The 22834-nt window shown below is 59.6% G+C and carries 24 protein-coding genes and 1 rRNA gene; 20 read left to right on the top strand and 5 right to left on the bottom strand.

All coding sequences use genetic code 11. From position 1 onward, the window contains the following. The first annotated feature begins 2 nt into the window (after window positions 1-2). The 9 genes from rrf (at window position 3) to H8Z83_RS09370 (ending at window position 7608) form a co-directional block, all read left to right on the top strand. Window positions 3-118, top strand: a 5S ribosomal RNA gene (gene rrf, locus H8Z83_RS09410). Between the two features lie 170 nt (window positions 119-288). Continuing rightward, window positions 289-1125: an undecaprenyl-diphosphate phosphatase gene (locus H8Z83_RS09405; RefSeq protein ID WP_187014781.1), complete on the top strand. Its 837-nt coding sequence runs from the start codon at window positions 289-291 to the stop codon at window positions 1123-1125. A 63-nt stretch (window positions 1126-1188) separates the two neighbouring features. Next, on the top strand, window positions 1189-3849 hold the full coding sequence (locus H8Z83_RS20155) for an FtsK/SpoIIIE family DNA translocase (protein WP_187014780.1): 2661 nt from the start codon (window positions 1189-1191) through the stop codon (window positions 3847-3849). A 354-nt stretch (window positions 3850-4203) separates the two neighbouring features. Beyond that, window positions 4204-5406, top strand: coding sequence for a pyridoxal phosphate-dependent aminotransferase (locus H8Z83_RS09395; protein WP_187014779.1), 1203 nt, complete (start codon window positions 4204-4206; stop codon window positions 5404-5406). Next, complete coding sequence (locus tag H8Z83_RS09390; RefSeq protein WP_187014778.1) at window positions 5406-5702, top strand: Dabb family protein; 297 nt, start codon at window positions 5406-5408, stop codon at window positions 5700-5702. The genes H8Z83_RS09395 and H8Z83_RS09390 overlap by 1 nt, the downstream gene beginning before the upstream one ends. A 78-nt stretch (window positions 5703-5780) precedes the next feature. Continuing rightward, window positions 5781-6233 carry a YjbQ family protein gene (locus tag H8Z83_RS09385; RefSeq protein ID WP_187014777.1) on the top strand — a complete coding sequence of 151 codons (453 nt, stop codon included), beginning with the start codon at window positions 5781-5783 and terminating at the stop codon, window positions 6231-6233. Between the two features lie 106 nt (window positions 6234-6339). Next, window positions 6340-6810: an NUDIX hydrolase gene (locus tag H8Z83_RS09380; protein ID WP_187014776.1), complete on the top strand. Its 471-nt coding sequence runs from the start codon at window positions 6340-6342 to the stop codon at window positions 6808-6810. Continuing rightward, window positions 6807-7157, top strand: coding sequence for a DUF3783 domain-containing protein (locus H8Z83_RS19560; protein WP_366464037.1), 351 nt, complete (start codon window positions 6807-6809; stop codon window positions 7155-7157). The genes H8Z83_RS09380 and H8Z83_RS19560 overlap by 4 nt, the downstream gene beginning before the upstream one ends. Before the next feature lies 1 nt (window position 7158). Further along, window positions 7159-7608, top strand: a complete 450-nt coding sequence (locus H8Z83_RS09370; RefSeq protein ID WP_187014775.1) for a 2-thiouracil desulfurase family protein — start codon at window positions 7159-7161, stop codon at window positions 7606-7608. Window positions 7609-7701: 93 nt separating this feature from the next. Here the strand turns inward: H8Z83_RS09370 and udk are convergent, their stop codons facing one another. Next, window positions 7702-8319 carry a uridine kinase gene (gene udk, locus H8Z83_RS09365; RefSeq protein WP_187014774.1) on the bottom strand — a complete coding sequence of 206 codons (618 nt, stop codon included), beginning with the start codon at window positions 8317-8319 and terminating at the stop codon, window positions 7702-7704. A gap of 254 nt (window positions 8320-8573) precedes the next feature. Here udk and H8Z83_RS09360 point away from each other — a divergent pair, with 254 nt between their 5' ends. From H8Z83_RS09360 to H8Z83_RS09330, 7 genes are all read left to right on the top strand, one after another. Further along, window positions 8574-9533: an SH3 domain-containing protein gene (locus tag H8Z83_RS09360; RefSeq protein ID WP_187014773.1), complete on the top strand. Its 960-nt coding sequence runs from the start codon at window positions 8574-8576 to the stop codon at window positions 9531-9533. A 163-nt stretch (window positions 9534-9696) separates the two neighbouring features. After that, on the top strand, window positions 9697-11448 hold the full coding sequence (locus H8Z83_RS09355; RefSeq protein ID WP_187014772.1) for an ABC transporter ATP-binding protein: 1752 nt from the start codon (window positions 9697-9699) through the stop codon (window positions 11446-11448). Beyond that, window positions 11441-12238 (top strand): YlmH family RNA-binding protein, encoded by a 798-nt coding sequence (locus tag H8Z83_RS09350; RefSeq protein ID WP_187014771.1) that lies wholly within the window; start codon window positions 11441-11443, stop codon window positions 12236-12238. The genes H8Z83_RS09355 and H8Z83_RS09350 overlap by 8 nt, the downstream gene beginning before the upstream one ends. 12 nt (window positions 12239-12250) lie before the next feature. Further along, window positions 12251-12472 carry a DUF4177 domain-containing protein gene (locus tag H8Z83_RS09345; protein WP_187014770.1) on the top strand — a complete coding sequence of 74 codons (222 nt, stop codon included), beginning with the start codon at window positions 12251-12253 and terminating at the stop codon, window positions 12470-12472. A 2-nt stretch (window positions 12473-12474) separates the two neighbouring features. Continuing rightward, window positions 12475-12687: a DUF896 domain-containing protein gene (locus tag H8Z83_RS09340; protein WP_187014769.1), complete on the top strand. Its 213-nt coding sequence runs from the start codon at window positions 12475-12477 to the stop codon at window positions 12685-12687. A gap of 1 nt (window position 12688) precedes the next feature. After that, entirely contained in the window at window positions 12689-14128 is a 1440-nt protein-coding gene (locus tag H8Z83_RS09335; RefSeq protein WP_187014768.1) for an aminoacyl-histidine dipeptidase, read from the top strand. Between the two features lie 102 nt (window positions 14129-14230). Further along, window positions 14231-15208 carry a metal ABC transporter substrate-binding protein gene (locus H8Z83_RS09330; RefSeq protein ID WP_337786362.1) on the top strand — a complete coding sequence of 326 codons (978 nt, stop codon included), beginning with the start codon at window positions 14231-14233 and terminating at the stop codon, window positions 15206-15208. Between the two features lie 68 nt (window positions 15209-15276). Here H8Z83_RS09330 and H8Z83_RS09325 read toward each other — a convergent pair whose 3' ends face one another. From H8Z83_RS09325 to H8Z83_RS09310, 4 genes are all read right to left on the bottom strand, one after another. Further along, complete coding sequence (locus H8Z83_RS09325) at window positions 15277-15798, bottom strand: spore maturation protein (protein ID WP_187014767.1); 522 nt, start codon at window positions 15796-15798, stop codon at window positions 15277-15279. Beyond that, complete coding sequence (locus H8Z83_RS09320) at window positions 15795-16379, bottom strand: spore maturation protein A (RefSeq protein ID WP_187014766.1); 585 nt, start codon at window positions 16377-16379, stop codon at window positions 15795-15797. The genes H8Z83_RS09325 and H8Z83_RS09320 overlap by 4 nt, the downstream gene beginning before the upstream one ends. A 166-nt stretch (window positions 16380-16545) precedes the next feature. Beyond that, window positions 16546-17256, bottom strand: coding sequence for a response regulator (locus H8Z83_RS09315; RefSeq protein ID WP_187014765.1), 711 nt, complete (start codon window positions 17254-17256; stop codon window positions 16546-16548). Further along, on the bottom strand, window positions 17253-18380 hold the full coding sequence (locus H8Z83_RS09310; protein WP_187014764.1) for a sensor histidine kinase: 1128 nt from the start codon (window positions 18378-18380) through the stop codon (window positions 17253-17255). Before H8Z83_RS09310 ends, H8Z83_RS09315 begins: the two co-directional genes overlap by 4 nt. A gap of 174 nt (window positions 18381-18554) precedes the next feature. On the opposite strand from H8Z83_RS09310, the gene H8Z83_RS09305 reads away from it, so the two are divergent. The 4 genes from H8Z83_RS09305 (at window position 18555) to H8Z83_RS09290 (ending at window position 22832) form a co-directional block, all read left to right on the top strand. Beyond that, on the top strand, window positions 18555-19013 hold the full coding sequence (locus tag H8Z83_RS09305; protein WP_187014763.1) for a terminase small subunit: 459 nt from the start codon (window positions 18555-18557) through the stop codon (window positions 19011-19013). Beyond that, a complete protein-coding gene (locus H8Z83_RS09300) occupies window positions 19003-20250 on the top strand; it encodes a PBSX family phage terminase large subunit (RefSeq protein WP_187014762.1) in 1248 nt (415 codons plus the stop codon). Before H8Z83_RS09305 ends, H8Z83_RS09300 begins: the two co-directional genes overlap by 11 nt. A gap of 316 nt (window positions 20251-20566) precedes the next feature. Beyond that, on the top strand, window positions 20567-21721 hold the full coding sequence (locus tag H8Z83_RS09295; protein ID WP_187014761.1) for a serine/threonine protein phosphatase: 1155 nt from the start codon (window positions 20567-20569) through the stop codon (window positions 21719-21721). A gap of 268 nt (window positions 21722-21989) precedes the next feature. Beyond that, window positions 21990-22832, top strand: a complete 843-nt coding sequence (locus H8Z83_RS09290; protein ID WP_187014760.1) for a hypothetical protein — start codon at window positions 21990-21992, stop codon at window positions 22830-22832. The last annotated feature ends 2 nt before the right edge of the window (window positions 22833-22834 follow it).

The raw sequence follows: 22834 nt of genomic DNA, 5'->3' as shown, positions 1-22834 counted from the left end.
TAGTTGGTGCTGATTAGGATGAGGGTCCACCCGTTCCCATTCCGAACACGGTAGTTAAGCTCATTTCTGTCCACAATACTTGGCTGGCAACGGCCTGGGAAGATAGATAGCGCCAACACTAAGCGACGGTCTTTTGACCGTCGCTTTTTTGCTCCTTTTGGAAATAGCGGACTTTTTCAAAGAAAATGATAGCGATAAACTTATGTAAACTGCCAAAATCTTCTGGAAATTTTTCGCGCAGTGTGGTATCATGAATTTACTTATGAAATTTCGCGAGGAAGTGATGTTATGTCGCTGTTACATTCCATTTTATTGGGTTTGGTTCAAGGCGTGGCAGAGTTTTTGCCAATTTCCAGCTCCGGACATCTGGCAATCGTAGAGCAGATATTAGGTGTGAAGGGCGCTGTGGAGGTGCCTGGATTTTTTGACGTCCTGCTGCATTTGGGCACATTGGCGGCGGTCTTTGTGGCTTACTGGCCGGAGATCTGGGAGATGATCCAGGAGTTTTTCCGGGGGATCAGTGACCTGATCCACGGCACAACGCCTACTCCGGTGCCTCCGGCGCGGCGGATGATCCTGTTGGTGATCGTGGGTACACTGCCCTTGTTCGCAATTTTGGGAATCAAGGACTGGATCGAGAGTCTGAGCAGTAATCTGTATGTGGTAGGCGGTGCGCTGATCGTGACAGGCTGCCTGCTGTTCGCTTCGGACCGGGTACGGAAGGGACGCAAGAATGAGCATAGTGCCCGGATGACCGATGCACTGATCGTAGGTGCTGCGCAGGCGCTGGCTACCTGTCCGGGACTGTCCCGCTCCGGTACGACGATCTCCGTGGGCTGCTTCCTTGGCTTTGAGCGGAAGTTTGCGGTCCGCTATTCCTTCATCATGTCGATCCCTGCTGTATTAGGTGCGAATATTCTGAGCCTGAAGGACGCACTGGGGGGTGAGGTCATCTGGAAAGATGTACCGGTGTACCTGCTGGGCGTTCTTGTGGCGGCTGTTGTGGGATATGCCTGCATCCGGCTGCTGAAGATGATTGCGGCAAAGGGAAAATTCGGAGCCTTTGCCTATTATTGCTGGGCAGTAGGTCTGCTGACCGTGATTTTGACGCTGGTCGGGGCGTGACCCCGAGTTCGGTAGGTCTATTTGGCACATCCATGGATTTTTCAATATGCGGAGGGTTTGATCGTGGCTTCCACATCACAGAAGAAAACAACAAAAAAAACAAGCGGCAAATCCGGCAGCCGGACTACCGCTAAAAAGCCGCAGCCACGGCCTATCCGCCGGGAGGTAGGCGGCGTGGTATGCCTGGTCCTAGCACTGTGCGTATTTGTCAGCTATTTTGGAATCAGCGCGATCTTCATTGACTGGCTGGCTGTTCTCATCAAGGGCCTGCTGGGGTATGGCTACTGGCTGTTTGGACCGGCGCTGGTGCTGGCGGGCTGCATTCTGCTGTTCCACCATGGACGGCCTGTGACTTTGCGGGTGACCAGCGCGCTGCTGCTGCCGGTGCTGCTGGGAACGTTGTGCCACATGCTGCTGGTGAAGGAGGCATATGCTTCCTCTATCGGGATCATTCCGGCCATGTGGAAAGACGGCGTGGCCTTGAAATGCGGCGGCGTGATCTCCGGCACACTGGGCCAGGGGTCTGTGGCTGTATTTTCCAAAATCGCGTCAATAATCATCTTTACGGTGCTGTTTGTGGTGCTGCTTATGGTGGCGCTGCGGCTCACCGTGGGGGCCTTGATCGAGAAGCACCGGGAGCGGCCCAAGTACGAGGAGGAGCCGGAACCGGAGAAGCCTGTCAGAGAGGCGAAGCGGCCGCAGGAGACCGTTGCTGCCATCCCGGCAGAAAGCGCCCGGTCCCGGATTGATATTCCGGTGGACGATCCGGTGAATGCTCCGGCACCCAAACCGGAAAAGACTGGCTTTACCAGCTTTTTCCGGCATAAGTCCGATAAGCAGAAAACCCCGGCGCAGGTGGTGGCACAGTCCGGGACTGCGGAACCGGTGGTCAGCGTGATGGAGGAGGGCGATCCCTTTGCCAATGCGCGGGTCCATCCGTCTCCCGCACCGGCTCCGGTGCCTATCGGCCAGCAGCCCCCGGCCAAGGCAATCCCCACCATGGAGCCGGTGGTGGTGTCTACGCCGGCGGAGCAGCCGGAGAATGCCCCGGTTCCTGCCGCAGTAAATACTCCCGCGCAGGGGACGGCGCCTGCTGCCGCACCTGCTGTGCAGGAGCCGCTGACCAAAAAGGCGGCGGCCCAGGCCGTAGCTGCGGAGACAGCTGCGGTTACGGCGGAAATCGCTGAAAATATGGCGGGGAGCGAGGCGGAATACCGCTACCCGCCGGTGAGTTTGCTGCATGAAAATGGCGGGGAGAACCACATGGCTGCCGGGGCGGAGCTGCGGAACAATTCTCGCCGCCTTGCGGAGACTTTGGCCAGCTTCGGCGTGGACGCCAAGGCAGGCGACGTGATCCACGGGCCGTCGGTCACCCGGTATGAGTTTACCTTGGATCAGGGTGTAAAGCTCTCCAAGATCACTAATTTGCAGGACGACATCGCCTTGGCGCTGGGCGCCAGCGGCGTCCGTATTGCCGCCGTGCCTAATAAAATCTCTGTGGTGGGTATTGAGGTGCCCAACAAGACGGTGACGCCGGTGCTGATCCGGGATGTGATCGAATCCCGTGACTTTGTGGAGCATCCTTCCAAGACGGCCTTCGCCTTGGGACGGGATATCGGCGGACGGAATATCATCGGCAATATTGAAAAACTGCCCCATGTGCTGATCGCCGGTACCACCGGCTCCGGTAAATCCGTGTGCACCAATTCCCTCATCATCAGTCTGCTGTATAAGTCTACGCCGGACGAGGTGCGCTTTATCATGGTGGACCCGAAAATGGTGGAGCTGGCCCCCTATAACGGCATTCCCCACCTGTTGATCCCGGTGGTGACAGATCCGAAAAAGGCGGCGGGCGCTTTGCAGTGGGCCGTGTTTGAGATGATGAAGCGCTATAAGACCTTCTCGGAAAACGGCGTGAAGAAGCTGGAGGAGTACAACAAGCTGGCCGCCGTCAGAGAGGATCTGGAAAAGCTGCCCAGCGTAGTGGTGGTCATTGACGAGCTGGCGGACCTGATGTTGGTGGCGGCGAAGGAGGTGGAGGAATCCATCTGTCGTGTGGCCCAGATGGGCCGTGCCGCCGGTGTGCATCTGGTGATCGCCACTCAGCGGCCCTCTGCTGACGTCATCACCGGCCTGATGAAGGCCAATATCCCCAGCCGGATCGCTTTTGCAGTGGCCTCCTCTCTGGAATCCCGGATCATTCTGGACACCACCGGCGCGGAAAAGCTGGTTGGTAAGGGCGATATGCTTTACGCCCCGCTGGGTGAGGGAAAGCCCACCCGTGTTCAGGGCTGCTTTATCTCTCCGGAGGAGATCGAGGACGTGGTGTCCTATGTGAAGGAGACCGGCGAGGCCAACTACTCTCAGGAGGTCATTGCCCAGATCGAGCAGTCCGTCCAGGAGAAGGAGAACAAGGGCAGCAAGGGTGCCTCCGCTGCCGCCGATACGGAAAGCAGCGACGAGGACGAGCTGCTGCCCGCCGCTGTGGATGTGGTGCTGGAAACGGGACAGGCCTCTGTATCTATGCTGCAGCGACGGCTGAAGCTGGGGTATTCCCGGGCGGCCCGTTTGGTGGACCAGATGGAGGAACGGGGAATCGTGGGACCATTTGAAGGCTCCAAGCCCAGACAACTGCTTATCACCCGCGCCCAGTGGGACGAAATGCAGATGGGGGGCGCTCCGGCAGTTGAGGATGCGCCGCCGTTTGACACAGGCGATGAATAACAAAGGCGGCGGGAATTCCCGCCGCCTTTTGTTTGAAAATTAACAGGCTTTTTCCACTTGACAAATGTCAGAAAGTGTCTATAATGAATTTCAAATCGACAAAAGCCATGACAAAGTCAGCCGTTTCAGACCGACCGTCAGCGAGGGGGGACAGTGCAAGCCCCCGGTCAGGAGAGATGGTACGCCGCTTTGGAGCAGCCCGCGAGGAGCGGGACGACCCATCCCCGTTACAGGATGACATGAGATACCCGCGCAGCGCGCGTGCGGGTAAATCAGGGTGGTACCGTGAAGTTTTTTCGCCCCTGACAGGAGTCAGGGGCGATTTTTATTTTCCATTTTGGAGGAGGAAGTCCCATGAAGTTTTCCAGTAAGATCTTGAAGTGCCAGTTATCTCCGGTTCGTAAGTTCAACCCCTGCGCAGATCAGGCAGTTGCCGCAGGCCGGACCATTTACCATCTGAATATCGGCCAGCCGGATGTAAAGACCCCGGAGTCCTTCTATCAGGCGGTCCGGGAATTCCGGGAGCCGACACTGGAATACGCACCTGCCTCCGGCCTGCCCGCCTATATCGACGCTGTGCGGGGCTATTACGCCAAACTGGGCGTGAAGCTGGAGCGGGAGGACATTCTGGCCACCTCCGGCGGCGGTGAGGCCCTGGAATTCATCATGGCCTGTATCTTGGACGATGGCGATGAACTGCTGGTGCCGGAGCCCTTCTACGCCAACTACAATACCTTCACGTTTATGAGCGGCGGCGTGATCCATCCCATTCCCACCTCCGCTGACAACGGCTATCGCTTCGCGGACCGGAAGCTGATCGAATCCCAGATCAACGAGCGCACCCGGGCAATTCTGGTCACCAACCCCGGCAACCCCACCGGTCTGGTGCTGACCCACGAGGAGATGCGGGTCATCGCGGACGTGGTCAAGGAGCATGACCTGTTCCTGGTGGCGGACGAGGTGTATCGGGAATTTATCTACGATGACGAGCCCATGGGTACCTTCTGCGAGATGGAGGACATCAAGGATCATGTGATCGTGGTGGATTCCATTTCCAAGCGGTTCTCCGCCTGTGGCGCCCGCATTGGCTCCATCATTTCCCGGAACCGGGAATTTATGGCCGAGGCCATGAAGCTGTGCCAGGGCCGCCTGTGCACTGCCACCCTCGATCAGGCGGGCGCCGCCGCCATGTACGAGCATGTGCAGCCTTCCTACTTCAAGGAGGTCCGGGACGAGTACAAGAAGCGGCGGGACGCTGTGGTAGAGGAGCTGAACAAGATCCCCGGCACCAAGTTCCATACGCCGGACGGCGCCTTCTACATGATGGTAACGCTGCCGGTGGACGATGTGGAAAAGCTTCAGTATTTCCTGCTGGAGGAATTTGAGGACAACGGTGACACGGTGATGTACGCCCCCGGCAGCGGCTTCTATGCCGATCCCGCCGATGGCCGCAGCGAAATCCGGATCGCCTATGTCCACAACTGCGACTATTTGCGCCGGGCCATTCAGCTTTTGGGCAAGGGCATTGCCGCCTATAACGCAAAGCGAGGCGCCTGATGCTGCGGCACATCGTGATGTGGAAATTCCGCCCCGGCACGGAGGCGGAGCGGGACCTTTTCCTCACTGGCTTGCAGGGGCTTTACGGGGCCATCCCGGAGCTGAAAAGTTGTCAGGTCCTCCGGGGCATGGAGGGCAGCGACTATGACGCTGTGCTGATCTCGGAATTCGCGGATCAGGCGGCGCTGGAAGCCTACAAGAACGATCCCCGGCACAAGGCGGTCTCCGCTCTGTGCAAATCCATCCGGACGGACCGGGCGGCGGTGGACTGTCTGCTGCCGGATCCGGAGGAATAAGCAAAAAACGTCGGCGGTTTCCTTCAAGGTCGCTGAACAGACGGCGGAACACAAGCTGAAAACAGGGAGGATACGGCAATGGCCGTTTATACGGAGACAAAGACCTACCACACCAAGGCCCACATGGGCATGATCGACGTCACAGAGGATTTCCGTCATGCGGTGGAGGAGGCAGCCCGGCAGAAGAATATCCGGAACGGTGCGATCACCGGTTTTACCACCGGCGGCGTGGCGGCGCTGACCACGCTGGAATTTGAGCCGGGACTGGTGGGGCATGACCTGAAGGCTGCGCTGGATGTGTTTTCCCCTTACCGGGACGAAAAGGGCCGGGTGATCCACTATCAGCACCACGACACCTGGCATGATGACAACGGTTCCTCCCACATCAAGGCGCTGCTGCTGTCCCCCTTCATCACGGTGCCCATTGTGGCGGGACGAATGACGCTGGGACCCTGGCAGAATTTGACCTTGGTGGAGTGCGACACCCGGGATCGGGTGCGGGACATCGTGTTTCAGGTCATGGGAGAGTAAGCAAAAAGCGGAACGGATCAGAACGCATCAGCAAGAAAGTCTCGGCTTGCCGGGGCTTTCTTTTTTGGGAAAAGCAGGTATAATAACAGAGAAAGGATGTGGTTTCATGCTGCAATCCACCCTGTGCTATCTGGAACGGGGAGACGCATACCTGATGCTCCATCGGGTGAAAAAGGAACATGACGCCAACCGGGATAAGTGGATCGGCATTGGCGGCAAGTTTGAGGACAAGGAAAGCCCGGAGGACTGTCTGCTGCGGGAGTGCCGAGAGGAGACAGGCCTGACCCTGACAGACTACCGCTACCGGGGACTCGTGACCTTTGTGAATACGGAGTGGCCCACGGAGTATATGCACCTGTTTACCGCTACCGATTGGACCGGAGAACCTCACGTCTGCGATGAGGGGGATCTGGCGTGGATCAAAAAGGCGGAGCTGCTGACCCTGCCCATGTGGGAGGGAGATAAAATCTTTCTGCGGCTGCTGGATTCCGACGAACCGTTTTTCTCCCTGAAATTGTGTTACGCTGGGGATCGGCTGGAAAGTGCGGTCCTGAACGGGAAGCAGGTGGAGCTGTGAAAAAGGTATTGCTGTTTGGGTTTGAAACGCTGCCGGAGATCTTAACGGTGGCGGGTATCGTTCAGCAGTTCGGCGGAGAGGCCGTGCCGGTGGCGAAGGAGAGCTGCGGCCTGACGCTGGATGCTCTGGCCCAAGGAAAGACCGGCGGAAAGAGCGGTGTGCCCATCGGCGGGAAGATGCTGGTATTCTGCGGTTTGGAGCGGGAGTTGGACGGCCTGTTGGCGGCGCTGCGTCAGGCCGGGGTCATATGCCTGAAGGCGGTGCTGACGCCGGACAACCGAAGCTGGACGCCGGGACGGCTTTACCGGGAGCTTCAGCGGGAACACCGGGCTATGGGGAGGGGATAGAATGAAAATCCTGATCTCAGCGTGTCTGCTGGGCCTTCCCTGCCGGTATGACGGCACATCCAAGCCACAACTCTGGGTGGAGGAACTGGCGCGGCGCCACGAGTTGATCCCGATGTGCCCGGAGCAGATGGGCGGTCTGCCCACCCCGCGAAATCCGTCGGAACGGCGGGGGGACCGGGTGGTGATGTGCACCGGGGAGGACGTGACGGAGCAGTACCGCCGGGGGGCGGCGTGTGCCTTGCGGCTATATCAGCTGCTGGGCTGTAAGGCGGCGGTGCTGAAGGAGCGAAGCCCTTCTTGCGGCTGCGGAGCCGTTTATGACGGCACATTTACCGGCACCCTCACCGCCGGGGACGGCGTAACGGCGGCACTGCTGCGGGCACACGGAATCCGTGTGCTGGGAGAGAGTCAGGTTTTGGAGTTGTTGGCGCCAGACGGGGAAAAACCGTAAAAGGCAGGTGAAATGATTCCGAAATGTATAATCATGCCGAAATATGACGAAGCGGAGATGGGAAAAGCCATCTCCGCTTCGATTTTAGAAAATTCAAGGGGTGTCGATGTGGGCGCGGATGCGCTGCATGATCATCTCCAGGGCCACCAGATTGCGGCCGCCCTCCAAGACGATGATGTCGGCAAATTTGCGGCTTGGCTCCACATACTGCTCGTGCATGGGTTTTACCGTGGTGAGGTATTGGGTGACAACAGATTGGAGCGTCCGGCCCCGTTCCTCCACATCCCGCAAAGCACGGCGGAGGATGCGGACGTCGGCATCCGTCTCCACAAAGATCTTAATGTCAAACATATCCCGGAGAGTGGGGTTCTGGAAAATCAGGATGCCCTTTACGATGATAACCTTGGTAGGGAGGATTTCCCGGGTCTCCTCCGTGCGGTTGTGCTCCACATAAGAGTAGACCGGGCAACGGATGGGGCGGCCCTCTTTCAACTCCTTCAGATGCTCGATGAGCAGCTCCGTATCAAAGGCGGCGGGGTGGTCATAATTTACCTTGGCCCGTTCTTCCAGAGTCTTGCCGTCCTGACGCTTATAGTAATTGTCATGGCCGATGACGGTGACTTCCGGGCCGAAATGCTCTTTCAGATGCCGGGTGAGGGTGGTTTTGCCGAAGCCGGTACCGCCGGCGATACCGATCAGGATGGTACTCATGAGGAACCTCCCATTTCATATAAAGTAGCGGGCACGTGGGGTGCGTATTGGTGATGGCAGGCGTATTTTTCACGTTTGGTTGACAGTATATAATTTTATTATAGGTGTCCGATAACATGAAAGCAAGAAAAAGTATGAAATTCCTGTGAAATCGACCCGGCTCTACTTGACTGAATGCACAAAAATCGGTATTATGTAAAGTATAAATTTACGAGAGTCTGATACTGTCGAGTGCGGATACAAGGAGGACCACTATGGCGATGAAGCGCTGTCCCGACTGCGGGGAGAAATACTCCGATACCTATAAGTATTGCCCCTTCTGCGAGGAGGAAGAGGTTTTGCGAAAGGGCAAGGACCGGGGAGGCCGGCGGGCCCGGCAGAGCCGTCATTTCAGCGTGCTGACGCCGATACTGGTGGTGCTGATCCTGATCATGGCGGGGATTTTGCTTTTCCTGCTGCGGGATGACAAAAGTCCTACCGGCCCCAAGGATCCGGTGACGCCTCAACCTGGCGTGGTGACGCCGGTGCAGCCGGATGACAGCACGGAGAAGAATCCCTCGGAACCGGGCGAGATGGAGGAGCCTGAGGACAATACGGATCCCGGCGTGATGCCGGATGAACCGGATACCACCACGCCCATTACACCCACAACACCTACCACGCCGGGCACAATGACCGGCAGTACCGCCACTGTGGTGAACGCCGCTACCGGCGTTAATGTCCGACCGGACCCCAGCACCAGCGGTACGCCCATTGCTTCCCTGAAAAACGGCGACGAGGTGAAGGTGGTGAAGGACGCCGGGAACGGCTGGTATGAGATCACGTTCTCCGGCCCCGGCGGCCGGGATACCACCGGTTATATGAAGGGTGAATTCCTGTCAACCACAGCGGTGACCACTTCCACAGGTGCCTCCGGCACCACCACGGGCACAACAGGTACAACCACGGGTACTACCACAGGTACGGCCGGCAGCACCACAACCACGTCCGGGGCCCTGAAAACCGGCAGCGGTAAGGTGACCAATGCCGGCGGCGGTGTGTTCGTCCGTTCCGGTCCTGGCAAGAGCTACGATTCCATTGCATCCCTGACAAACGGCAGCGATGTGAAGATCGTGAAGAGCGCCGGTGACGGCTGGTATGAGATCACCTTCTCCGGCCCCGGCGGCCGGGATACCACCGGCTACATGAAGGGCGATTATCTGACCAACAGCTGAGCATACGCTTTTCCGACAGCTCCCCGGACGCGGCGCGTTCGGGGGGCTGTTTCCCCATTGCCAAGGTGGGAAAATCATGGTATGATGCAGCTATCGGTCCGCCGGAGGCGGACAGCAGCCGGAAAAAGCGGCTGTACTCTGTGAGAGGAGCTTTGAATTTTTCATGACCACCAAGGAATTTCAGGAGCGGTCCGATCTGCGGATCTTTCTGTCTTATTTCAAACCCCATAAGAAGCTGTTTGTGCTGGATATGGTCTGCGCCCTTACCATTGCGCTGATCGATCTGGCCTTTCCGTACCTGTCCCGCTGGTGTATGTACGAGTTGCTTCCGCAGAACGCATACCGCACCTTTTTCACGGTGATGGCAGTGGCCGCAGCGGCTTTTGCGGTGCGGGGGGTGTTGACCTATATCATCGGCTACTACGGGCACACTTTTGGTATTCTGGTAGAGGCGGACATCCGCCGGGATCTGTTCCGCCACATGCAGGAACTGGATTTCGGCTACTATGACCGCAATCGGACCGGCGCTTTGATGAGCCGCCTGACCAGCGAGCTGTTTGAGATCACGGAGCTGGCCCATCACGGCCCGGAGGATATTTTCATCTCCGGCGTGACCGTCATCGGCGCCCTTGTCATCATGTTTACGATCCAGTGGCGGCTGGCGCTGGTGATCGCCGCCATTCTGCCGGTGTTTTTGATCGTGGTGTGGACCTGCCGCCGGTCGATGAGTCAGGCGTCCCGCCATGTGAAGCAGAAAACCGCCGCCATTAACGCGGGGATCGAGTCCGGTATCTCCGGCATCCGCACGGCAAAGGCCTTCGCCAACGAGGCGGAGGAACTGGAGAAGTTCAATGTCTCCAATGACATTTATAAAACCTCCAAGAAGGAATTTCATAAGGCGATGGGCCGATTCAACGGCGTGATGGAATTCTTCCTGTCCATTCTCTCCGTGGCGGTGATCGCCGCCGGCGGCGTCCTCATTATGCGGGGCGAGCTGAACACCGTGGACCTGATCACCTTCAGTCTGTATATCACAACCTTTGTGAATCCCGTTCGGAAGCTGGCCAACTTTTCCGAGCTGCTGGCCAACGGCACTGCCGGTTTTTCCCGCTTTCTGGAGCTGATGCGGACGGAGCCGGCCATGAAGGACGTGCCGGACGCCGTGGAGCTGACCGACGTAAAGGGACAGGTGGATGTGGACCACGTCAGCTTTGCCTATGAGGGAGATCTGGATGTGCTTCACGATGTGGATCTGCATATCAAGGCGGGAGAGACGCTAGCGGTGGTGGGCCCCTCCGGCGGCGGAAAGTCTACCCTGTGCAAGCTGATCCCAAGATTTTACGATGTGACGGACGGTGATATCCGCATCGATGGACAGGATGTGCGCCACGTGACCCAGCGCTCTCTGCGGCAGCAGGTGGGCGTGGTGCAGCAGGACGTATTTCTGTTTGCTGACAGTATTCTGAACAACATCCGCTGCGGCAAGCCGGAGGCAACCGAGGAGGAGGTCATCCGAGCAGCGCAGCTGGCAGAGATCTATGACGATATTCAGGCCATGCCTGACGGTTTGGAGACCTATGTGGGCGAGCGGGGGACGCTGCTCTCCGGCGGACAGAAGCAGCGGATCTCCATTGCCCGGATCTTTTTGAAAAATCCGCCGGTGCTGATTTTGGACGAGGCCACCTCGGCGCTGGACAGCGTGACGGAGGCAAAATTGCAGGAGACCTTTGAACGGCTTTCCCAGGGGCGGACTACCATCATCATTGCCCACCGACTGTCCACCGTGCGGAACGCGGACCGCATCGCGGTGATCGAGGACGGCCGGGTGGCGGAGCTGGGGCGGCATGATGAGCTGATGGCGAAAAACGGCGCTTATGCCCGGTTGGTGCGGACACAGGAGCTGCGCCATGGATAAGAGCAAGCTGCTGGACCAGTGCGGCGCTCTGGGAGAGGACCGGACGCTGCTGGCCCGGGTACTGGATCGGGCCAAGCAGGCATCAGAGCGGAATATCCCGGCGGCAACGGACTTTTTAAGCCCCGCCCAGCAGGCGCAGGCCGCCGATCTGCTTCATGCGGCGGGAATTCCGGAAACAGCATATATCCGCTGGGGCGGCTATGACGGCGCGGAACGGGCGGTGCTCCTGTTCCTGCCGGATTGGATGGACCCTTCGGACGCCGGAACGTACAGCCCCATCCGGTGTCTGCGGGCGGCCTTCCGGGAGGGAGAGAATCTGACCCACCGGGATTTTTTGGGCAGTCTCATGGGCATGGGGATCGTCCGGGAGAAAATCGGAGATATTTTAGTAGGGCCGGCCAGCGCCGATGTGCTGGTGCTGGATACCGTGGCGGAATTTCTGGCGCAAAGCTGGGAGTCCGCCGGACGGGTAAAGCTGCAGGTGGCGGAGATCGACCCCGGCTGCGTCCACATCCCGGAGATCCGACGGGAGGAACGGCGGGATACGGTGTCCTCCCTGCGGCTGGACGCCGTGTGCTCCACCGGCTTCCGCATGGCCCGGGGCAAGGCAGCGGCACTTATCGAAAGCGGCCGGGTGCAGCTGAACTGGCGGGAGTGCACGAAGCCGGATCGGACGGTTTCCGAGGGCGATACGGTCTCTGCAAGGGGCTTTGGGAAATTTGAGCTGACGGAGGTGGGAGCCTTGACGAAAAAGGGCCGCATCCCCATCACCGTGCAGTGCTATAAGTGAGAGGTGGTTTCTGTGCTGGAATATGAATTTGAACGGGTGGACTGCACCGGCTCCGGCGGGTACAGCTTTTTGGGCGGCGTTGGACTGGCAACAGTGGGCCATCAGGAGATCATCCGGAAATGGGCTGCCGACGGATGGCGGTTTGCGGGCTGGATCCCGGCCACCCAACGGGCAGGCGGCTTTATAGAAACGATAGACCTCGTTTTTGAACGGGAAACCGCGGAAAAGGAGTAAATATGGAACAAAAGCAAATAGACCGGATCAACGAATTGGCGAAGAAGGCAAAAAGCCCCGAAGGGTTGACGGAGTGGGAGGAGATGGAGCGCGCCGCCCTGCGGCGGGAATACATTGATTCCGTGCTGGGCAATTTGAAAGGGCAGCTGGACAATACCTATATCGTGGATGAAAAGGGCAACAAAATAAAATTACAGAAAAAGGGAGAGAAGTAACATGGCGATCCTGTCCAATTTAGAACCGAAGCGGGTATTTGAAATTTTTGAGGAGATGTGCGCCATTCCGCACGGCTCCACCAACACCAAGGCCATCAGCGACTGGTGCGTGGCGTTTGGCGAAAAGCTGGGGCTGGAGCATTATCAGGACGAAGCCAACAACGTGATCCTGATCGCCCCGGCCACGCCGGGCTATGAGGACGCCCCGGCGGTGATCCTGCAGGGCCATGTGGACATGGTATGCGAAAAGGAGGCGGGCTGCGCCAAGGATATGGACAAGGAGGGCTTGGACCTCTTTGCGGACGGCGATCTGGTAGGCGCCAAGGGGACAACTCTGGGCGGCGATGACGGCATCGCCGTAGCCATGGCACTGGCGGCGCTGGAGGACACCACCGTGCAGCATCCCCGGCTGGAGGTCGTGCTGACCACCGACGAGGAGATCGGTATGTTGGGTGCCGCCGTGCTGGATGTGACACCTCTGCAAGGCCGGACCATGCTGAATATCGACTCCGAGGAGGAGGGGATCTTCACCGTGGGCTGCGCCGGTGGCAGCAGCGTGTTCTGCCATCTGCCGCTGGTCCGGGAGAACTTCTCTGGGGAGACGCTGGTAGTGCGGGTGTCCGGCCTGGTGGGCGGTCACTCCGGCGTGGAGATCAACAAGGGCCATGCCAACGCCAATGTGCTGATGGGGCGGCTGCTGCGGGCCATGTCTGCCGTGACGGAGCTGCGTCTGGTATCCGCCGAGGGTGGCAGCAAGGACAACGCCATCCCCACGGCGGCGGCGGCGGTGGTCACCGTGGTTGACGGCAGTGCGGCCCGGAAGGCTGCGGAGACGCTGGCTGCGGAGATGAAGAAGGAATACCGGATCGCGGATCCCGGTCTGACGGTAGCTGTGGAAACGGTGGAGACCAAGAGCCTGCCGATGGACGAAGTGACCACCGGCAAGGCGCTTTGCATGCTGACCTGCCTGCCTAACGGGGTGCAGGCCATGAGTATGGATATTCCCGGTCTGGTGCAGACTTCCTTGAATATAGGCATTCTGAAATGCGGCGACGATGAAATGACGGCGGTGTGCTCCGTCCGCAGCAGCGTAGCCAGCCAGAAGCAGATGGTTCGGGACCGCCTGCGGTGCCTGACGGAGCAGATGGGGGGCCGTGTGGACGTGATCGGTGACTATCCCGCCTGGGAATATCTGCCGGATTCTCCCCTCCGGGAGCGGATGATCGAGGTCTACCGGGAGCAGTACGGCAAGGAGCCGGTGGTGGAGACGATTCACGCCGGTCTGGAGTGCGGCCTGTTGGGTGAAAAGCTGCCGGGACTGGATTGTGTGTCCTTCGGCCCGGACCTGACGGATATCCATACGCCCAGAGAGCGGATGCACATCGCGTCCGTCCAGCGGACGTGGAAGCTGCTGTGTGAGGTTCTGAAGCGCAGCAAGTAAACAGGAAAACAGAGGCAGCCCCGACGGATAGTCGGGGTTGCTTTTTGAGGGCGGATGTGGTATCTTATTTGAAAATGATTCTCAAATTGTAAGGAGACCACTGTGAAAAAACTGTTGATTTGTATGCTGGCACTGGCGCTGCTGGCAGGATGCGCACCGGCATCCGTGCAGGAACCGGAGGATGGAAAGCTGCACATCGTAGCGACTGTATTTCCGGCGTATGACTTTGCCCGGGCCGCCGCCGGAGACTTAGCGGATGTGGAATTACTGCTGCCGCCGGGGACGGAAAGCCATTCCTATGAACCCACCCCGGCGGATATTTTGAAGGTGCAGAGCTGTGACCTCTTTTTGTATCTGGGAGGGGACTCCGACCAGTGGGTAGAAACGATTTTAGAGGCGGCGGAGCCTACGGGCCGGACACTGGCGCTGATCGACTGCGTGGAGACTCTGGAGGAGGAGCACGTAGAGGGGATGCAGGAGGAAGTGGGGCATCACCACGATGAGGACGAGGATGACCATGACCACGACCACTTAGGGACCGTGACGGAGATCGATGAGCATGTTTGGACCGCCCCGGCCAACGCCGCGGCCATCACCCGGCAGTTTGGGGAGGTGCTGGCGGAGTTGGACAGTGCGAATGGGGAACGGTATCGGGCCAACGCAGAGAAATATGCGGAGGAGATCGACACTCTGGACGGCGAATTTCATGCGTTTTTCGACAGCTTGCCGGACCGGACCATGGTGTTTGGAGATCGGTTCCCACTGCGGTACTTTGCGGAAGAATTTGATCTGCGGTACTACGCGGCATTTCCGGGATGCTCCACCCAGACGGAACCGTCCGCCGCGACCATTGCTTTTCTGACGGACAAGGTACGGGAGGAAGGGATTTCGACGGTCTGGTATATTGAGTTTTCCAATCATCTGGTGGCGGACGCCATCGCCGAGGCTGCGGGGGCGGAAACTGCCATGTTCCACACCTGCCACAACGTGTCCCCAAATGAGTTGGCAGGGGGAGAGACGTATGTGACGCTTATGCGGGGAAATCTGGAACGTCTGCGGGCGCATTTGAACGAAAGATGAGAAAACCTGCATAAGGAAAACGAAAAAGCACGGCTTTGCCGTGCTTTTTTTGCGTGAATTTGCAAATGTTAGGGACCGAACAGGAGCCGCACGGTGAGGACGGCGGTCAAAAAGCCGGTGAGATCCGCCGCCAGCGCCGCCGGGACGGTGTGGCGGGTACGGACGATGCCAGCGGAGCCAAAGTAGACGGCGATGGTGTAAAAGGTGGTTTCTGTGCTGCCCAGCATGACGGCGGCCACCCGGCCGATGTAGCTGTCGGGCCCGTGGGAGGCCATCAGATCGCTGGCAACGGCCAGTGCGCCGCTGCCGGATACGGGGCGGACCAGCATCAGCGGCACGGTCTCTGCCGGGATGCCCAGAAGGTTCAGAACCGGGGCGCACAGCTGGGCCAGCGCATCCATGGCACCGGAGGCCCGGAACATACTGACGGCGGTGAGTAAGCCCACCAGAGCGGGGATTACGTGGAGCAGGACGGTGAGACCGTCCTCCGCGCCGCGGGTCAGGGCGGCGTAGACGTTGACCCGGCGCCCGGTGCCGCAGGCGGCGGCTCCCGCCAGCAGCAGGGGGATGATGAGGTCAGAGGGGTTCATGCAGGGCCTCCTTTCCGGCGGGAGAGAAGGCGGGCGGTGAGCAGGCCCACCGTGACAGAGGCGAGAGAACTGATCCAGACGGCGGGCAGAATGTCGAAGGGGGCGGCACTGCCGAAGGCAGCCCGGACGGAGGCCACGGTGGTGGGCAGAAGCTGGATGGAGGCGGTGTTGAGCACCACCAGCAGGCACAGCTCGTCACTGGCAGTGCCGCCGCAGTTTCGGGCCATCCGCCGGGCGGCTTGGATGCCCAGCGGCGTGGCGGCGTTGCCAAGGCCCAGAAGGTTCGCGGAGACATTGGCGGAGACTGCCGCCAGCGTTTCCTCGTCCCGGCTGGCGTTGGGCAGCAGGCGGCGCAGCAGCGGACGGAACAGCGCGGCGATGCGGCGGGACAGACCGCAGACATTCAGAATCTCCATGACGCCGCTCCAAAGGCAGAGGATGCCGGCCATAGAAAGGCTCAGCTCCAGAGCGGACTGGGCACCGTCCAGCGCGGCGGCGGCCACGGCGCTGAGGTTCCCGTGAAAAAAGCCCCAAAGGAAGGAGAGGATTACCAGACCGGACCAGATATAAGACATTGCCATCGTTCGACACTCCCAAGCATTGATTTTGAGAAATGGGTGCACTGCAACTGTATGCGGGAGACGGGCCGGTCATTCTGAAAACGCGGAATTGGAGGTCGTCTCGCGGGACATCTTCAAAAGACAGAACAACTCCTCCGCCTTTTGGCGGAGGAGCTGTTTATGTACGTCAGTTTTCGGATTCTGCCATACGGTAGCCTACACCTACTTCGGTGAAAAGGTATTCCGGTTCGGCAGGATTTTTCTCAATCTTCCGGCGGATGTTGGCCATGTTGACCCGAAGGATCTGGTTGTCGCCGCTGGCCCGGGGCCCCCACAGCTCCTTGATGATGGAATCATAGGTCATCACACGGCCGGCGTGCTTGCCTAACAGAGCGACGATCCGGAATTCGCTGAGGGTCAGCTTGGCGTTTTCACCCCGGACGAGAACCTGATGCTTGTTGTAGTCGATGGTGAGGTCGCCTACGGTGTAGGTGCCCTGCTGGGCAATCTCACTGTTGCCGGTGGCGGTGCGGGTGTGGCGGATGGCCGTCCGCACACGGGCCAGCAGCTCATCGGTGCCAAAGGGCTTGGTGAGATAGTCATCGGCCCCCAAATCCAAAGCGGAGACCTTGTCCTGCTCGTGGGAGCGGGCGGAGACCACCACCACCGGCAGGGTGGACCAGCTGCGGAGCTGGCGCAGAATGTCCAGACCGTCCATATCCGGCAGGCCCAGATCCAGAATTACCAGATCCGGGCAGTGGGAGGAGATCATGGACATGGCCTCGGCTCCGCTGGCGGCCCGCATAGCCTCGTAGCCATTGGCGGTGAGAATGGTGGAGATAAAGCGGGCGATGCTCTTTTCGTCCTCAATGACCAAAATCTTTTCACGGATGTTCATAGGGTTTCCTCCTCGGATAAATCAGTGGAAATAGCGGGATCGGCGGGGGGCATGGGCAGGCAGAAGATAAATTCCGCACCATCCGGGTGGTTATGGGCGGTGAGACGCCCGCCGTGGGCCTTGACCACGGCGCTGCACACCGAAAGCCCCAGGCCCATGTTCCGCTTGCCATCTCCCGTGGGGGGAGAGGCATGGCGGATAGAATAATCGAATAAGTGGGGCAGGAGGGCCGGGGAGATGCCCTGACCGTTGTCTCGAACGGAGAAGGCGGCGAAGTTATCCTCCGTTTTTTCCGCCCTGAGATGGATGGCGGTGGTGGTTTGGCCGTGGATGACAGCGTTTTCAATCAGGTTGGAGAGGACCTGCTCGATGAGGATGGGGTCCATAGGGACCATGAGCAGCTCCGCCGGGACCTCCACAGAGAATTTGATGTCAGGAAGCCGCTTGCGGGCCTTTTGAACGGCTTCCGCCAAAACCTCCTCTACCGGCTCTAATTGCTTATTCAGCTCTGTCCGGTCACTGCCGATGCGGGTGATGGAAAGGAGATTTTCCACGGTGCGGATCAGCCACTGGGCCTCCTGCTTCACATCCTCCAGCAGGGAACGGCGATCCTCTTGGGAGAGGTCGGGATTGTCCAGCACGGCGGAGGTGGAGCCGATGATGGAGGTCAGGGGGGTGCGGATATCATGGGATACGGAGCGGAGCAGGTCGGCCCGCATCCGGATCTTTTCATTTTCCATTCGTAGCTTGTCCAACTGGCGGGTTTTGGTGGTCAGAGCGGAGGTGATGACGGAAACACTGAGAAAGGTCAGGAAGGACAGGGGGTAGCCGGTGATGGTCAGGTTGAAGGCCCAATAGGGAAAGGTGAAGAAAAAGTTGACGGCGATGACGCCCAGCACCGCAGAGAAAAGACCCCAGAAATAGCCGGTGGTCAGGCGGGAGGTCAGCAGCACAGTCAGCACAAAAACCGGCGTGGCGAAGCCAGCGCTGGGGTCCAGCCTCTGCAGTAGGATACAGAAGGCCACGGCCACAAAGAGGATCAGCGCGGTGACAATGAGGTCCCGCATGGAGAAGGGGAATAGGGTGGCCAGGTTGGTCTTGGATTTGGAATTGGGATGAGACATAGGAAGCCTCCTTGCTGGTTTCAGTATAGCAGACGGATCGTTAAATTGTTGCTAAAAATTAAATGGGAGGAAAGAGAAAACGTGCAGAGCTTCGGCTGCGTCTTGAAAAGACGTTGCACAGAGAGATGCACTTTTTCTGAAAATCTGCCGGAGGGATGGAATGGGGGGACGGCTTTGGAGAAGAAACAGGAGGATGGCCGCTTTTGCAGGGCCTATCTGCGGACCATGGATCCGGAGCAGGCTGCCGCAGAAATCGGCAGACGGGACGGCTACGCCATGCTGGGGCAGAAAGGGACCCAACAGAAGCTGGAACGGATGCGCTGCGATGCGGCGGCGCAGCTGAAGCGGGAGGATGTACTGCGGCAGCTGGCACGGCTGGCCTTTGGCCGGGTGGATGATGCGGTGACACTGGCGCTGCGCCGGGGAGAGACGGAGCCGGAGGGCTTGGAGCTGTCGGCTGTGTCTGAACTAAGGGTAACAGAAAAGGGCGTAGAGGTCAAGCTGGTGGACCGGGTCCGGGCGTTAGAGACGCTGTGGAAACTGTTGGAGGCCAGTGAACCCCAGCAGGCGGATCCGCTGCTTCAGGCGCTGGCGGCGCTGCCGGGGGAAACGGGAGACTGGAATGAGAAATGATATGATCCGGTTTTCCCGCAAGCAAAGGCAGGTGCTGACCTGGTGGAGGCAGAACCGTTGGCAGGCCATCATCTGCGATGGGGCAGTCCGCAGCGGAAAGACGTTTTGCATGGGACTGTCCTTTTTTCTGTGGGCCCAGAGTTGTTTTGACGGACGGCAGTTTGCCTTGTGCGGCAAGACGGTGGGAGCACTGCGGCGGAATCTGCTGACGGAACTGGTCCCCTGCCTGCGGCGGATCGGTATGATCGTGCGTGAAAACAGGAGCGCCAATTCCCTGATGGTGGAGTTTGGCGGGCAACGGAATCAATTTCTGCTGTTTGGCGGGAAAGACGAGTCCAGCGCGGCGCTGATCCAAGGGAGCACATTGGCGGGACTGCTGTTGGACGAGGCGGCACTGATGCCACGGTCCTTTGTAGAGCAGGCGGTGGCCCGGTGCAGCGTCCGGGGCAGCAAGCTGTGGTTCAATTGCAATCCGGAGGGGCCGGAACACTGGTTTTACAAGGAGTGGATCGAGAAGGCGGAGAGCCGGGGGGCGCTGCGGCTGCACTTTACGATGGCGGATAATCCCGGCCTGTCGCCGGAGATCCGGCAGCGGTATGAGCGGCTGTATACGGGCGTGTTTTACCGACGGTTCGTGCAGGGAGAATGGGCGGCGGCTCAGGGTCTGGTGTATGACTTTTTCGACCCAGCCAGAGATGCGGCACCGGCGCCGGAGGGGGCCTTCAGCCGGTGGCGGGTATCCGTGGATTACGGGACGGTGAATCCGCTGTCCATGGGTCTTTGGGGGGAACGGGACGGCGTTTGGTACCGGGTAGAGGAGGTCTATTACGATTCCCGCCGGGAGGGACAGCAGAAAACCGACGCGGAGTACGCGGATATGCTGGAGCGGCTGGCGGCAGGGCGGGAGATCCAGCGGGTGATCGTGGACCCGTCGGCGGCCAGCTTCATCGAGACCCTGCGGCAGCGGGGCTGGCGGGTAAAGAAGGCCAACAACGATGTGGCCGACGGCATCCGGGTGACGGCGGATCTGCTGAGGCAGAGGCGGATCGTACTGTGTGATACCTGCCGGGACTGTCTGCGGGAGATGGCGCTGTACTGCTGGGACGAGCGGACCGGAAGAGACGCCCCCCGCAAGGAACACGATCATGCTATGGATGAGATGCGGTATTTTGCCATGGATCTGATGGGGGAGCGGAGCGGGGGGTTCGCTGTGACCAGCGTGAGACGGCAGGCATGATCGTGTTCCGATTTTAATACACGGCATGCCATGGACAGCGCCGAAGCGCCGCCGGGGGCGGAAGAAGCGAGGCGGTGTCGAGGCAGGGCCCCGGCTGGCAGACACGAAGTGGCTGGGAGCCGGTTGGCCCAACGGTGGAGATGCGGTACTTTGCCATGGATCTGTCAGGCGGGGAAAAGGGCGGATTTGCGGCAGTCAGCGTGGCGAGGGGCAGATACCGTTAGGAAATATATAAAATGTTGTACGGGACTGTACACCAAAAGCGGGTGTGGACGGGAGAGTAGGAGACCGATTTCCGAAGGGAGGAGAGGTTCGTTTGAATTTTTGGAAAAGGAGAGGCGATGAAGCGGCAACGGCCCAGACTATGCAGCTGCGGGACCGGGAGCGGCATCCCTATGCGGGGCTGCGGAGCTTTACGCCTCAGCGCGGCGGAGAGCTGCGGCTGTATCAGGCGGTGCGGGAGGCTGTACCGGTGGTGGACGCCGCCGTGTGCAAGCTGATCCGCCTCAGCGGCGGTGCGCTGGTGTTCTGTGAGGATCCGGAGACAGAAAAGCGGCTGCGGGACTTTTTAGAGCGGGTCCCGGCGGGGCGGGGACAGTACGGTATCAACGCCTTTTTGGAGCAGTACCTGGAATCGCTGCTGATCTGCGGCGGCGCCGTAGGCGAGATGGTGCCTGCGGCGGGAAACCGGGATCTGGCGGCGCTGCTGTGCGGACGGATGGACCGGATCGAGCTGAGAGAGGGAGAAAGCCCGCTGGATTTTCAGATTTTCGGGCCGGATGAGCGGGGGCGGATGGCAGCGCTGCCGTATCAGGAGCTGCTGCTGTTCACTCCGCTGCATCCGGAAGCCGAGCACCCCTACGGCGTGTCGCTGCTGCGGGGATTGCCGTTTATGGCGGATATTCTGATGAAGATCTACAACACGGTGGGGGTCAACTGGGAACGGTGCGGCAATATGCGGTTTGCCGTGACCTGCCGGGACGGCGACGGCAATGCCGCGGAACGGGGGCAGCTTCTTGCCAGCGAGTGGAGCCGGGCTATGCAGGATACCAGAAGCGGCAGTGTCCGGGACTTCGTGGCGGTGGGAGATGTGGATATCAAGGTCATCGGCGGCGACGCGCCCATTCTGGACAGTCAGGTGCCGGTGCGGCAGGTGTTGGAGCAGATCGTGGCGAAGACCTCCATTCCGCCCTTTATGCTGGGGCTGAACTGGAACTCCACGGAGCGGATGAGCGCCCAGCAGGCGGACATGCTCACCACAGAGATCACCGCTATTCGACGGACGCTGACACCGGTGGTGGAGCAGATCTGCCGGATGTGGCTGCGGATGCAGGGAGAGACGGCGGCGTTCCGGGTGGACTGGGAGGATATCAACTTGCAGGATGAGGTAGAGGAAGCCAAGGCGGAACTGTACCGGGAGCAGGCGAGGAAGCTGCGAATCGAGAATGACGCGGCGGAAGGAACTAAGTGACGTGCCTTGGCTTCTGCGAGCGTAAGCGAGCCGCGGCGTTGCCGCGCCAAGGGTTTTGCGGAGCAAAACCTTGAAATCGGCGGACCTTGTCTGACGATTTGAGTGAAATGAAGGGGTCCCCGCAAAAGCGGCGCTTTTGTGGGGGGTGCCAAGGCGGAGCTGTACCGGGAGCAGGCGAGGAAGCTGCGAATCGAGAATGACGCGGCGGAAGGTAAAATTGAGGACAGGGCGGCAGGGGCCGCGAAAAAAGCGTGACAGGAGGAAACGGATGCTGACAAAGGAAGAACTGGATCAGATCAACCGGTTCAGCAAGGCGGAGCTGACGGCGGATCAGGTGTATACATTCAGCGTGCGGCTGTGCGACAACGAGGTGGATCGGGATTTTGAGCGGTTTGGCACGGAGGATCTGGAACGGCTGGGAGAGCTGTTTTTGGGAAAGAGCGGGATCTTTGACCACCAGTGGTCAGCCAAGGGTCAGACGGCCCGGATTTACCGGACGGAGGTGGTACGGGAGCCCGGCACCGTGACGGCGGCGGGGGACGAATACTGCTGGCTGAAGGCATGGGCCTACCTGATGCGGACGGAAAAGAATCAGGAGCTTATCACGGAGATCGAGGGTGGTATCAAGAAAGAGGTCAGCGTGGGATGCAGCATGGGACGGAGCGTGTGCTCCGTGTGCGGCGCGGAAAACGGCGCCTGCGGCCATGTGAAGGGTCAGATGTACGGCGAAAAGCTGTGCTTTATGGAGTTGAAGGATCCCAAGGACGCCTATGAGTGGTCCTTTGTGGCGGTGCCTGCCCAGCCCAGGGCCGGGGTGGTGAAGCGGTTCGGCTCCGAGGGGACAGAGCTGCGGACGCTGCGCAAGCAGGCAGAGCTGGGTCAGCGGTATCTGACTGGGCTGCGCCGGGAGGTGGTGCGTCTTGCTATGCTGGCGGACGGGCATCTGGATGGAAAAATCTTCACCAAGGCCGTTGGGAGACTGGATGAGGCGGAATTGCTGGAGTTAAAGAGGGCCTATGAGGCCCAGATCGCGAAGAAATTTCCCGTGGCTCCGCAGCTGCGGCAGCAGGCGGAGACCAAGCGGGAGGATGAAGCGGTGTTCCTTGTCTGATG

Origin of the sequence: Dysosmobacter segnis (genome assembly GCF_014297285.1) — a bacterium.
In the GTDB taxonomy this organism is placed as follows: domain Bacteria; phylum Bacillota; class Clostridia; order Oscillospirales; family Oscillospiraceae; genus Oscillibacter; species Oscillibacter segnis.
Note: the sequence above shows the minus strand (reverse complement) of the source record. Positions and strands in the feature narration are given on the sequence as shown.